Here is an 11,991-nt window from a genome sequence, read left to right on the forward strand (position 1 = left end):
AAAAAGGGGAAGCAGACAATGAGTCGTCGCCGCAAGTTTCATTTGTATTTAACTGTTGTGACCTTCTGTACCGGTTTTTTGGTAGCGACCTCGTTTGAGACTACCAAGCTCACGCGCAAAGAGCGGCTGAACGATCAGTTGTTCCAGCAGGAAACGCAATTGAACGATCGGATTTTGTCCGAAAAAGAACAAAACAGGCATCTGGAAAAACAACTGATCGATCTGCAGCGGCAGGTGGGCAAAGTCGAGGAAGCGATGGCGCAGCGAAAATCGGAAGCAGCCGAAACGCTCAGCCAACTGGAAGCCGCGCGGATGCTCTCTGGCGTAGTAGCCGTAGAAGGGCCGGGAATCGTCATCACGATGCAAGACAGCCAAACGGCCGCCAGCAGCTCGGACATCGCCAACTTCATCGTGCATGAGCAGGACGTCCGCCTGGTCGTCAACGAGCTGCGTGCAGCGGGAGCGGAGGCGATCAGCATCAACGGCCAGCGGCTGGTGAGCAACTCTTCCATCCGCTGTGTCGGGCCGACGATTATCGTCAACGGGATCAAGTCAGCGGCTCCCTTTGTGATTTCGGCAATCGGCAATCCGGAGACGATGGAGAGTGCTCTCAATTTGCCGGGGGGAGTACTGCACTCCCTGCAAGATTTTGTTCAAATCGACCTGGCGAAAAAGGACAAGTTGCAACTGCCGGCTTTCGTCGGCGACGCCAAAACGAAACACTCCTAAAAGGGAAAAGGATGCGTTTGCCCCATGTTACAAAAAAGCCGTAAAATCACGTTTATTCTTGCCATTATTAGTGCTATCATAGGTGTGATGTTGGCTGTACAGTTGCGCAGCAGCTTACATCCCGTACATAAGGAGTCTCGCAGCATCGCGGAACTTCGGACCACGCTGCAAAAAGAACTGGAGAAACACAAGAACCTGCTTGCAGATATTTCCAAGTACAATCAGTTGTACTACCAATACGAAACCTCGCTAAGTGAAGACGAGAGCATTTCTGTCATGAAAGAAGAGCTGGAACGAAACCGCCGGTTGGCCGGAATGGTGGAAGTGGAAGGAGAAGGCATTGTGCTGCAAGTCGTCGATGCCCCCATGCCCGAGGAGCCGATTCTGGACGATCACATGCAGGTGCCTGTTGTAGGGGAATACACGATTGACGATGAAGATTTGCGTTGGCTGGTCAATATCCTGTTTGCGAACGGAGCGCAGGCGGTATCCATCAATGAGCACAGGTTGGTTGCCACCTCTGCGATTCGCAATGTCGGGGATGTCATTCAGATCGATACGAGGACGATTAAACCTCCGTATGAAATAAAAGCATTGGGGGAGCCCGAAGTACTGCTGTCCGCCTTGAAGCTGGAAGGGGTCGAAGAGAACTTCCGGCTCGCGAATAAAAAGGTGCTGGCCGAAAAACGGGACAAGCTGATGATTTCTGCAAACAAAGAAACACGCGTCATTCAATTTATGAAACCTGTAAAAGAAAAAGGAGATTCGTAACCATGTGGCTCCCGCTTATCGGACTGATTGTCGGTCTCGCTGTCGGCTTCCTTCTGGATTGGCGCGTGCCCCAGGAGTATAGCAGCTATCTCTCCATCGCCCTCTTGGCTGGATTGGACACGATCTTTGGGGGAATCCGCTCGTTTCTGGAGCGCACCTTCAACGTTCGGATCTTCATGTCCGGATTCTTTTTCAATACGCTGTTTGCAGCCGGCCTTGCCTTCATCGGCGGCTTCCTGGGGATTGATCTTTACCTGGCGGCGATTGTGGCTTTCGGGGTGCGTCTTTTCAATAACCTGGCCGTAATTAGGAGAATTGTTCTATCCCGTTGGATCAATCAGCAGGAATAGCCGTAACAAATGGGAAGAAGGTCATTTTTTTACAAAAATTCTATATGAAAAAAAGGGAATGGTTGTCCTGTGTGGAATAATTTATGCAGGTGTTCTCATTTTATTAGCAAGACAAAAGACGTAGCAGGGGAGGTGTCACAGGTTTGGTAAGTAATGAACTCATCGTCAGCCTAGACATTGGAACATCCAAAGTACGCGTCATGATCGGCGAAATCAACAACGGTTCCATCAACATCATCGGCGTCGGACAATCACATTCTGAAGGCATCAAGAAAGGCGTGATTGTTGACATCGACCAAACCGTGCATGCCATCCGGGAAGCGGTTGACCATGCCGAGCGCATGGTTGGCGTTTCAATCGAAGAAGTGTATGTGGGGATCACTGGAAACCATATCGAGTTGCATGAAACCCAAGGGGTTGTCGCTGTATCCAGCGAAGACCGTGAGATACGAGAAGAAGATATCCAACGCGTCATTCAGGCAGCGAAGGTCGTAGCGATTCCACCGGACCGTGAAATCATTGAGGTAGTTCCAAAGGAGTACATCGTAGACGGGCAAGGTAGTATAAAAGACCCGCGGGGCATGATTGGCGTCCGACTGGAAATGGAAGGTACCATTGTGACCGGATTGAAGACGGTTGTACATAACATTGTTCGCTGTGCTCAACGGACCAATTTGCGCGTGGCTGGAATTTTCTTGCAACCGCTTGCGGCTAGCACTGTCGCCCTTTCCAAAGATGACAAAAACATGGGTGTCGTTCTTGTCGACATCGGTGCGGGTTCTACCACGATCGGTGTATTCGAGCAAGGGAAGTTGGCAGCGACCACCGTGATCGGCATCGGTGGCGACCACATTACGAGCGACATTGCATTGGGATTGCGCACACATACGGATGTAGCAGACCGCGTGAAGATAAAAAACGGGTGTGCATTGATCGACGAAGCTTCTGAAGATGTGAAGTTCAAGGTGAACCGGATTGGCAGTGAAGTCGAAAAGCAGTTTACGCAAGTGGATTTGGCCAATATCATTGAGCCGCGCGCTGCAGAAATATTCCAACTGGTCGAGGAGGCCGTCTACAAGCTGGGCTTCCGCGACGAGATTGCAGGTGGCTACGTTCTCACAGGCGGTACCGTAGCGATGCCTGGCATGCTGGAATTGGCAAAAGAAGAATTGGACGCACCTGTTCGCATCGCAATTCCTGATTACATCGGAGTGCGGGATCCTGCCTACACCACAGGGGTAGGTTTGATTCAATATGCCTTGCAGTTGATGGAGCGCCGCAGCGTACGCGTCACCCCCTCATTCAAGGGCACTCAGAAGCAAACCGTTGTGAAGCAGCCGAAAGAAGGCGGCGGTTTAATGGAAAAAGTGAAAAACTGGTTTAGCGAGTTTATTTAGTCGCTTGCCGTAGTTAACACAATGGCGAAAATTGGAACGTTTCGTTCTTCGAAAAACATGGAAGAGAATAACGGGATGTCCCATTCGTTTTGTCAATCGGCTTCTTGGGCCACGAAGTTTTTATGTTGAATTGGGGAGGACTAGCAATATGCTGGAATTTGATATGGACATGGAATCCTTTGCACGAATTAAAGTAATTGGATGCGGCGGCGGCGGAAGCAACGCAGTCAACCGCATGATTGCAGGCGGTTTGAAAGGGGTAGAGTTCATCACCTTGAACACCGATGCCCAGGCGCTCCAATTGTCCAGTGCAGACATCAAACTGCAAATTGGCGAAAAACTGACGCGCGGTCTCGGAGCAGGCGCGAATCCTGAAATCGGAAAAAAAGCAGCGGAAGAAAGCCGCGATATGATTGAAAATGCCCTGCGCGGTGCGGACATGGTGTTCGTTACAGCGGGAATGGGCGGAGGAACGGGTACGGGGGCGGCTCCTGTAGTTGCAGAGATCGCCAAGGAACTGGGCGCTCTCACCGTTGGCGTTGTAACCCGTCCGTTTTCCTTCGAGGGCCGCAAGCGTTCCCAGCACGGTGAAGCCGGAATTGCTGCGCTCAAGGAAAAAGTAGACACGCTGATCGTCATTCCAAACGACCGTTTGCTGGAAATCGTCGATAAAAATACGCCGATGCTGGAAGCATTCCGTGAAGCGGACAACATCCTGCGCCAAGGGGTGCAAGGGATTTCCGACCTGATCGCGGTACCGGGGCTTATCAACCTCGACTTCGCTGACGTGAAAACGATCATGACCGAGCGCGGCTCCGCCCTGATGGGGATCGGCGTAGGCAGCGGGGAAAACCGTGCGGCAGAAGCGGCTCGCCGCGCTATTTCCAGCCCGCTTCTGGAGACGTCCATCGACGGCGCACGCGGTGTCCTGATGAACATCACAGGCGGTACGAATCTGAGCCTGTACGAAGTAAATGAAGCAGCCGACATCGTTTCTTCCGCAGCAGACCCGGATGTCAACATGATTTTCGGTGCGGTCATTAACGAAGACTTGAAAAACGAACTGGTGGTTACGGTGATTGCGACCGGCTTCGAGCAAACGCAGCGCGCGGCAGAAGCGCCTCGTCGCCAGCAACAGCCGATCAGCACGGCCGGCAACCGCCCGACGCCGATTTCCAACGTGAATACGGGTCGTGCGAAGGAAGAAGAGGATGACAAGTCCCTCTTCTCCATGAGCAACCTCGACAACCTCGATATTCCGGCATTTTTGCGCAATCGTCGTCGTAACAAAAAATAGTGTCGCCAAAACGAAAAGCCTTGTTCCCTTACTTGCGGGAACGAGGCTTTTTTGCGTGCGTAGACCAGAAAGTGTTAGACAAAAAATCCAAAAAAACACCGTCAAGAATTGACAGACTTTACATACACATTGATATATACTGCTTTTACTGATAGAAGCCAGTGTACGTAGGCAGCGCAGCACTGGCCGAAAACACACTTGGCAACTCTTGCAGCTCTCGGATTTTCGCCAAGGCGAAACCAGATCGGAGGTGAGAGCAAGTGGTTGTGTATCTTGATATCATTCTACTCCTCAACCTCGCCATTGATACCTTGTTGCTCTGGTTTACGGCGTATTTTCGCAAAGAGCGCGTGGTGTGGTGGAGAATGATCGCGGCCGCCTTGTTCGGGTGCTCGTATCTGGTCTTTTTCTTTTTCCCGGCGTTTTCATCCATGTATCAATGGTCAGTCAAACTGCTCTTTTCCATTCTCATGCTCTGGATTGCATTTGGTAACAGGAGGTTGTTGTCGTTTGCGCAAAACTTAATCATCTTTTACTTTGTCGCTTTTGTCTTTGGAGGCGGGGTATTCGGTCTGCAATATTTTTTGGCCCCGCAAAACGAAATCGTCAACGGATTGGTTGTGACGCACAATGACGGGTTTGGCGTCGGCTTCAAGCCTACGCTCGCGATTGTTGCCGTCGGCTTCACGCTCGTCTTTTTCCTAGGGAAAAAGAGCTACAAGGCGATCCAGGAGCCGCGCAGGATCGAAACGTTTCTCGTCGATGTCGTCGTGACCATAGCCAAGGAGAAAGTCATTTGCCGCGGTTTGGTGGACACAGGCAATCAGCTCCACGAGCCGATTACGCGTCTGCCGGTCATGATTATCGAAAGTCGCATGCTGGCTCATCTGCTTCCGCCGTCGCTTCTCCGACAAACCGATGAAAACGGTGGAGTGTGGGAGAAGCTGGACGGATCCTGGGATGACCTGCCGATCGAATGGCAGTCTCGCGTGCGCCTGATCCCGTATCGGAGCGTGTCGCGGGGAATGGATTTTTTGCTTGCGATCAAGCCAGATCATGTGTTGGTTGTACAGGAAGGGCTTCGTTATGAAACCGAAAAAGTGCTGATCGGGCTGAACCCGATTCCGCTCTCAGCCGACGGGAAGTACCAAGCGATCGTGCATCCTGCCATGATGGAAGCATATACGCAAGAACCTACCTTTATTCTCAAACAGGAGGGCTAATCATGTATGTAAAACTTCGCCTACAACTCCAGTTGACCTGGTACCGTTTCCTGCTGTGGATTGGTGTACGCGCTGAAGAAGTCTATTATATTGGCGGGAGTGAAGCATTGCCTCCACCGTTGACGCGAGAAGAAGAGGAAGTGCTCCTGGGACGCCTGCCATCGGGCGATCCTGCGGTGCGCGGTATGCTGATCGAGCGCAATCTGCGGCTGGTCGTCTACATTGCCCGCAAGTTCGAAAATACGGGGATCAACATTGAGGATTTGGTCAGCATCGGGACGATCGGCTTGATTAAAGCGGTCAACACGTTTGACCCGGAGAAAAACATCAAGCTGGCGACATACGCCTCCCGCTGTATCGAAAACGAGATTTTGATGTATTTGCGCCGCAACAACAAAATCCGCTCCGAGGTGTCTTTTGACGAGCCGCTCAACATCGACTGGGATGGCAACGAGCTGTTGCTGTCGGATGTGCTCGGCACGGAAAACGACACGATCTACAAAAACATCGAGGACCAGGTGGACCGCAAGCTGTTGAAAAAAGCGCTGGATAAGCTGTCCGAGCGGGAGCGGATCATCATGGAGCTGCGCTTCGGCCTGGCAGGCGAAGAGGAGAAGACACAAAAAGACGTGGCCGATCTGCTCGGAATCTCCCAGTCGTATATTTCCCGTTTGGAAAAGCGAATTATAAAACGGTTGCGAAAAGAATTCAACAAAATGGTCTAGCGCATATTTTCCCAGCCTCAGGGGATACTGTTCCTAAACCGTAACAGATGGTGGCTTTTGCCACCTTCTTGGCGGCTACGCGTCAGTACGCGGCCTTTCAAGACAACCGGGTTAGGGACTTTTTTCTTGCTTCGAGGAGGGAAAGACGTGACGCGCAATAAGGTAGAGATATGCGGGGTAGATACTTCCAAGCTTCCGGTGCTGACAAACAAAGAAATGCGTGATTTGTTTGAGCGCCTGCAAAGCGGTGAGCTGGCTGCCCGTGAGAAACTGGTCAACGGCAACCTGCGTCTGGTGTTGAGTGTGATTCAGCGGTTCAACAATCGCGGAGAGTTCGTCGACGATCTGTTTCAAGTAGGCTGCATCGGATTGATGAAAGCGATCGACAACTTTGATCTGGGGCAAAACGTGAAGTTCTCTACGTACGCCGTCCCGATGATTATCGGGGAGATCAGGCGCTATCTGCGCGACAACAACCCGATTCGCGTTTCCCGTTCGCTGCGGGACATCGCCTACAAAGCCCTTCAGGTGCGAGACAACCTGACCAACAAGCATTCGCGAGAGCCCACCATTACCGAGATTTCTCAGGAATTGAACGTCGCCAAGGAGGACGTCGTGTTCGCGCTCGATGCGATTCAGGACCCCGTCTCGCTTTTTGAGCCGATCTATCAGGATGGGGGAGATCCCATCTACGTCATGGATCAAATCAGCGATGAAAAGAACAAGGATGTCACATGGGTCGAAGAAATCGCCCTCCGCGAAGGGATGCAACGTCTGGGTGATCGGGAAAAAATGATTTTATCCATGCGCTTTTACGAGGGAAAAACCCAGATGGAAGTAGCAGAGGAAATCGGAATTTCGCAGGCACAAGTTTCCCGGCTGGAGAAGGCAGCCATCGCCCATATGCAAAAGCACGTCCAATCGTAATGAGAAACGACATAGGTCCCGACGGTCTTGTACCGTTGGGTTTTTTTATTCCCGCAGGCGCTCCGCCGCAAAGAGCCGCTCTTGTTTTTTCGGGCCGAGGAGGACATATTCTCCCGCTGGTTCATATACTGAAAGTAACGGAGAAAAGTGGGTGAGGAGAATGGTAAAAATCTCTGACTTCCAGACAAAAGAAGTGGTGAACATCCTGGATGGGAAGCGGCTGGGGACGATATCCGATTTGGAGATTGATCTGCGCCACGGACGCGTGGAAGCGATTGTCGTGCCGGGGCCAGGCAAATTCCTCGGGTTCTTTTCCTCCGGGAATGATTACGTCATTCCGTGGCGCAATATTGTGAAGATCGGGAAAGATGTGGTGCTGGTCCGGATGGAGGAGGCACTCAAGGTAGAAGCCAGAACCTCTGGCGGAGATGAATACAGGGAGTAAAGGGAGAAAGGCGGCAGTTAGCCTTTCTTTTCTTTTCGGCTATGGTATGATAAGCCATATGAGGAAGGTGACAGGATGAGAGAACCGTTTGTCTTGGAAGAGGAAAAATCCATTTTGGCGCTGGCGGACTGGCAAGCGCATTTCCCGGGGCTCGTGGCGGGCTTTACGGTTCGCCTTGGCGGGGAAAGTGAGGAACCGTACGGCTCGTTTAATATGGGACTGCACGTGGGAGACGACCCGGCGCATGTGATCGCGAATCGAAAAAAGCTGGCCGAGCATGTCGGGATGCCGTTTGAGGCGTGGACATGCGCCGACCAGGTGCACGGCAACCGCGTCTGTCAGGTGACGGCGGGAGGTGCGGGAAAAGAGAGCCTCGGAGACGTCATTGCCGCAACAGACGGGCTGTTCACGCAGCAAAAGGGAGTCTTGCTGACGTCGTTTTACGCTGATTGCGTTCCGCTTTATTTTCTCGACCCGGCATCAGGAGCGATCGGGCTTGCCCACGCAGGCTGGAAAGGGACGGTCGGGCGTATTGCCGAGGAAATGGTGAAGGCGCTGCAAACGCACTATAAGGCGAAGCCGGGGGACATCCGCGTCGCGATTGGGCCATCCATCGGGGGTTGCTGCTACGAGGTGGATGAACGGATCATGACGCAGGTGCGGACGAGTGCGGAAAACTGGAAGACGGCAGTCTCTGCCTCCACAGAAGGGAAGTACATGCTCGATTTGCGGCAGTTAAATACGGAAATTTTGCGGGAAGCGGGGATTTCCCGGGCAAATATGTTGGTGACGGACTGGTGTACAAGCTGCCGGACAGACTTGTTTTTCTCGCATCGAAAAGAAGCCGGACCGGGCAAAATGACAGGACGAATGGCTTCGTATATCGGCTGGAAGGAAACAGAAGGGAGATAGGGCATCGTGAAAATCAAGGAGCAGGAAGTGTTGAAAGAAAGATTGGCGGCGATTGAGACGCGCATTCAGGCGGCTTGCGAGAGGGCGAACCGTCGGCGCGAGGAAGTGAAAATCATCGCTGTGACCAAATACGTCGACGAGCAGGCCATCGGTGATTTGCTGGATGTCGGGATCGAGCATATCGGGGAAAACCGGGTGCAGGATGCCTTGCCGAAATACGAGTTGCACAAAGAGAGAGGCATCTGGCATTTTATCGGGCATCTGCAAACGAACAAGGCAAAAGAAGTCGTCGGGCGTTTCCCGTACATTCATTCGCTGGACCGCCTCTCGCTCGCCCAGGAGCTGAATCGCCGAGCCGAGGCGATCGACCAGGTCGTCAACTGCTTTTTGCAGGTCAATATTTCCGGGGAAGAGACAAAATTTGGGCTTAGTCCCAACGATGTATTGGCTTTTTTGCGTGAAACCAGTAATATGAAACATATAAAGATCGTCGGATTAATGACGATGGCGCCTGTTGTCGAAGATCAGGAGGAGGCGCGACCTGTATTTCGCGGACTGTGCGAGTGGAAAGCGCGGATCAATGAATGCGCGTTCCCGCATGCTCACATAGAAGAATTGTCCATGGGCATGTCCAGTGATTTTGAAGTGGCAATTGAAGAGGGAGCTACATATATTCGTCTTGGCTCTGTTTTGGTCAAGCCGGAATAGGGAAGAAACAGACGCGACAACGAGCAGGAGAGGAGGTAGCGTATGGGTGTCATGAACAAATTGATGGGGTTTCTGGGGCTAGATAACGAGGAATACATCGAGGAAACCACGGTAGAAGAGGAACGCGACGAATACGATTCTCACCACAAAAAGCAGCAGCCTGTCAGCCGGGCCAATAACGTAGTGCCGTTCCAAGCGCGGGAAAAGGAGGGAATCCGTTTGATTCTCTGTGAGCCCCGTCATTATAGCGATGCGCAAGACATTGCCGACAACCTTCGTCATCGCAGACCTGTGGTAGTCAATCTGCATCGGGTGGAAAAAGATCAGGCCAAAAGAATTATCGACTTTTTGAGCGGGACGGTTTACGCGCTGAATGGAGACATTCAAAAGGTGGGCGATACGATTTTTGTATGCACCCCGGACCATGTAGATATTCAAGGAACGATCTCCAGCGTTATGGAAGAGTAACGGACTAACACGATAAAAAGGGTGAGCTAATGGCGTACTTGTTTACCATTTTAAATTTTGCTTTTACAGTGTATCAGTACATGATTATTGCCTACATTTTGATGTCATGGGTGCCGCAAATGCGGGCGACTGGCATCGGCCAACTGCTAGAGAGACTGGTAGAGCCTTATCTGGCTCCGTTTCGCCGATTTATTCCCACACTCGGTTTCATTGATATTTCGCCCATCGTCGCTTTGATTGCCCTTCGCTTTGCCCAGTATGGCTTGTTCAGCATTCTGGAAAAACTGCTGTAGGACGAGTGCTATGAGCGTATTCGATCATTTTGCAAAAGAAGAACGTCCCTTTGTGGAACGGGCGCTGGAAATGCTGACGCTGGTAGAGCGTAAGCAGGCCATGCGCCTTACTGATTTTGTGGATCCACGGCAATGGCACATTATGAAAAGCCTTACGTCGCAAGTGCGCGATGTGAAAATTTCCGCGAGCGGCGGCTATGAAGGCGCCGAGCGGGTGCGCGTCCTCATTCATCCGGAGTACATCGAAGTGGAGCCCGAGGACTTCCGGCTTGCCCTGTTGGCAATCAAGGCAGACCAGCGCTTCCACACCCTGGAGCATCGCGATGTGATGGGAGCGCTGCTGCATGCGGGGATGAAGCGGGAAAAGTTCGGCGACATGCTGACGGACGTCGGGACATGCTATGCGATTGTGGCCGAGGAAGTCGCGGATTTTGTCTGCACGCAGGTGACGCAGATTCACCGGACCTCGGTGCAGTTTGAACGCGTGGCGTGGGAGTCGTTTACCCCGCCTGCGACCCGCTTTGCCGAAAAAACGATCACCGTGCCTTCGCCGCGAATTGATGCGGTAATCGGGGAAGTGCACAATATGTCCCGGGCCAAGGCACTGGTGCCGATTCGCGCGGGCAAAGTCAAGGTCAACTGGAAGGTTACGGAAGATCCTTCGACCCAATTGCAGCAAGGCGACATGGTGTCGCTCGCCGGATACGGGCGGTTTAAAATTTTGGAGATAGCCGGCCCGACGCGCAGCGGAAGACTGCGCATGATTGTCGGACTGGTTACATAAAATGAACGAGGGCGCAAAAAAATGTAAAATAAGGCAGGAAACAATGTCGATTCTGTCGAAAACATAAGTACGAATTATCGGGAAAAGTGGGGGGTTCATGTGCCATTAACGCCATTGGATATACACAATAAAGAATTCAGCACAGGCTTTCGCGGCTACAACATTGACGAAGTGAACGAATTTCTCGATCAGGTCATCAAAGACTTTGAACTCCTGATTAAAGAGAAAAAGGAAATGGAAGAACGGATCGCCATTCTCAATGAGCGTGTGGACCACTATAAGAGCCTGGAAGAAAACTTGAGCAAGTCGATTCTCGTCGCTCAGGAGACGGCGGAGGATGTCAAGTCCAATGCCCGCAAGGAAGCGCAACTGATCTTGAAGGAAGCCGAGAAAAACGCGGACCGGATTGTCAACGAAGCCTTGGCGAAGTCTCGCAAAATTGCGATTGAAATCGAAGAATTGAAAAAACGCGCGTCCGTTTACCGCATGCGCTTCCGCACGCTGCTGGAGGCCCAACTGGAAATGCTGGAGCACGGAGCATGGGACGACATCGAGCAGGCGGATTCTGCGGTAGTTGTTGAATAAAACATTGACGTTGTGTCGATGATGGTACTATAATGAAAAACAACTTTTTCGAAAACATTAATCCATATCACGACAAGACGATGAACGGGAAGAGTACGCGGAACAGCACTGTCAAAGAGAGTCGGGAACAGGTGAAAGCCCGACCAGTCGCCTCTGCTGAAAATCACCCGGGAGTTCAAAATCCGAAAGCTTGGCCGCACGTTGTTGAGGCAGGCAAGTAAGTGAGCGCGTCATTCCCGTTACGAATGAACGAGTGGAACGAATCCCTCTGCATGTTTGCCGACGGGTTTGTTCAATCAGGGTGGTACCACGGGAGCCTTCTCTCGTCCCTTTTTTGGGATGAAGGAAGGCTTTTATTTATTTTTAGGAGTGAAGCA

The 11,991-nt window shown here is 51.9% G+C and carries 15 protein-coding genes and 1 other annotated feature; all 15 genes read left to right on the plus strand.

Features of this window, described 5'->3' with window-relative positions:
* The first annotated feature begins 18 nt into the window (after positions 1–18).
* The 15 genes from M655_RS10490 (at position 19) to M655_RS10560 (ending at position 11,614) form a co-directional block, all read left to right on the plus strand.
* Positions 19–729, plus strand: coding sequence for a DUF881 domain-containing protein (locus M655_RS10490; RefSeq protein ID WP_005832971.1), 711 nt, complete (start codon positions 19–21; stop codon positions 727–729).
* Between the two features lie 24 nt (positions 730–753).
* Positions 754–1,500 carry a DUF881 domain-containing protein gene (locus tag M655_RS10495; protein WP_005832969.1) on the plus strand — a complete coding sequence of 249 codons (747 nt, stop codon included), beginning with the start codon at positions 754–756 and terminating at the stop codon, positions 1,498–1,500.
* A 2-nt stretch (positions 1,501–1,502) separates the two neighbouring features.
* Positions 1,503–1,850: a small basic family protein gene (locus M655_RS10500; RefSeq protein WP_005832967.1), complete on the plus strand. Its 348-nt coding sequence runs from the start codon at positions 1,503–1,505 to the stop codon at positions 1,848–1,850.
* 143 nt (positions 1,851–1,993) lie between these two features.
* Complete coding sequence (gene ftsA / locus M655_RS10505) at positions 1,994–3,247, plus strand: cell division protein FtsA (RefSeq protein WP_005832964.1); 1,254 nt, start codon at positions 1,994–1,996, stop codon at positions 3,245–3,247.
* Positions 3,248–3,395: 148 nt separating this feature from the next.
* On the plus strand, positions 3,396–4,544 hold the full coding sequence (gene ftsZ / locus M655_RS10510) for a cell division protein FtsZ (protein WP_005832962.1): 1,149 nt from the start codon (positions 3,396–3,398) through the stop codon (positions 4,542–4,544).
* A 260-nt stretch (positions 4,545–4,804) separates the two neighbouring features.
* Entirely contained in the window at positions 4,805–5,767 is a 963-nt protein-coding gene (spoIIGA, locus tag M655_RS10515) for a sigma-E processing peptidase SpoIIGA (protein ID WP_005832960.1), read from the plus strand.
* Between the two features lie 2 nt (positions 5,768–5,769).
* Positions 5,770–6,492: an RNA polymerase sporulation sigma factor SigE gene (gene sigE, locus M655_RS10520; protein ID WP_005832959.1), complete on the plus strand. Its 723-nt coding sequence runs from the start codon at positions 5,770–5,772 to the stop codon at positions 6,490–6,492.
* Positions 6,493–6,639: 147 nt separating this feature from the next.
* Positions 6,640–7,419 carry an RNA polymerase sporulation sigma factor SigG gene (sigG, locus tag M655_RS10525; protein WP_005832957.1) on the plus strand — a complete coding sequence of 260 codons (780 nt, stop codon included), beginning with the start codon at positions 6,640–6,642 and terminating at the stop codon, positions 7,417–7,419.
* 160 nt (positions 7,420–7,579) lie between these two features.
* Positions 7,580–7,864 carry a YlmC/YmxH family sporulation protein gene (locus M655_RS10530; RefSeq protein WP_005832955.1) on the plus strand — a complete coding sequence of 95 codons (285 nt, stop codon included), beginning with the start codon at positions 7,580–7,582 and terminating at the stop codon, positions 7,862–7,864.
* 75 nt (positions 7,865–7,939) lie between these two features.
* Positions 7,940–8,776: a peptidoglycan editing factor PgeF gene (gene pgeF, locus M655_RS10535; protein ID WP_026557383.1), complete on the plus strand. Its 837-nt coding sequence runs from the start codon at positions 7,940–7,942 to the stop codon at positions 8,774–8,776.
* Positions 8,777–8,779: 3 nt separating this feature from the next.
* Positions 8,780–9,484 (plus strand): YggS family pyridoxal phosphate-dependent enzyme, encoded by a 705-nt coding sequence (locus tag M655_RS10540; protein ID WP_026557382.1) that lies wholly within the window; start codon positions 8,780–8,782, stop codon positions 9,482–9,484.
* Between the two features lie 42 nt (positions 9,485–9,526).
* Positions 9,527–9,952 (plus strand): cell division protein SepF, encoded by a 426-nt coding sequence (locus tag M655_RS10545; protein ID WP_005832949.1) that lies wholly within the window; start codon positions 9,527–9,529, stop codon positions 9,950–9,952.
* 29 nt (positions 9,953–9,981) lie between these two features.
* Positions 9,982–10,245 (plus strand): YggT family protein, encoded by a 264-nt coding sequence (locus M655_RS10550; protein ID WP_005832947.1) that lies wholly within the window; start codon positions 9,982–9,984, stop codon positions 10,243–10,245.
* Positions 10,246–10,255: 10 nt separating this feature from the next.
* Positions 10,256–11,029, plus strand: a complete 774-nt coding sequence (locus tag M655_RS10555; protein WP_007784233.1) for a YlmH family RNA-binding protein — start codon at positions 10,256–10,258, stop codon at positions 11,027–11,029.
* A 99-nt stretch (positions 11,030–11,128) separates the two neighbouring features.
* Positions 11,129–11,614, plus strand: a complete 486-nt coding sequence (locus M655_RS10560; RefSeq protein ID WP_007784235.1) for a DivIVA domain-containing protein — start codon at positions 11,129–11,131, stop codon at positions 11,612–11,614.
* 71 nt (positions 11,615–11,685) lie between these two features.
* Positions 11,686–11,948: a binding site (T-box leader), on the plus strand.
* Positions 11,949–11,991: the final 43 nt, after the last annotated feature.

The sequence above is a fragment of the Brevibacillus sp. NSP2.1 genome, assembly GCF_000470975.2.
GTDB lineage: Bacteria > Bacillota > Bacilli > Brevibacillales > Brevibacillaceae > Brevibacillus > Brevibacillus agri.

Coding starts and splice junctions, on each gene's coding strand:
- M655_RS10490 (WP_005832971.1), top strand. CDS start 19: ATGAGTCGTCGCCGCAAGTTTCATTTGTATTTAACTGTTGTGACCTTC.
- M655_RS10495 (WP_005832969.1), top strand. CDS start 754: ATGTTACAAAAAAGCCGTAAAATCACGTTTATTCTTGCCATTATTAGT.
- M655_RS10500 (WP_005832967.1), top strand. CDS start 1,503: ATGTGGCTCCCGCTTATCGGACTGATTGTCGGTCTCGCTGTCGGCTTC.
- ftsZ (WP_005832962.1), top strand. CDS start 3,396: ATGCTGGAATTTGATATGGACATGGAATCCTTTGCACGAATTAAAGTA.
- sigE (WP_005832959.1), top strand. CDS start 5,770: ATGTATGTAAAACTTCGCCTACAACTCCAGTTGACCTGGTACCGTTTC.
- M655_RS10530 (WP_005832955.1), top strand. CDS start 7,580: ATGGTAAAAATCTCTGACTTCCAGACAAAAGAAGTGGTGAACATCCTG.
- pgeF (WP_026557383.1), top strand. CDS start 7,940: ATGAGAGAACCGTTTGTCTTGGAAGAGGAAAAATCCATTTTGGCGCTG.
- M655_RS10545 (WP_005832949.1), top strand. CDS start 9,527: ATGGGTGTCATGAACAAATTGATGGGGTTTCTGGGGCTAGATAACGAG.
- M655_RS10550 (WP_005832947.1), top strand. CDS start 9,982: ATGGCGTACTTGTTTACCATTTTAAATTTTGCTTTTACAGTGTATCAG.
- M655_RS10555 (WP_007784233.1), top strand. CDS start 10,256: ATGAGCGTATTCGATCATTTTGCAAAAGAAGAACGTCCCTTTGTGGAA.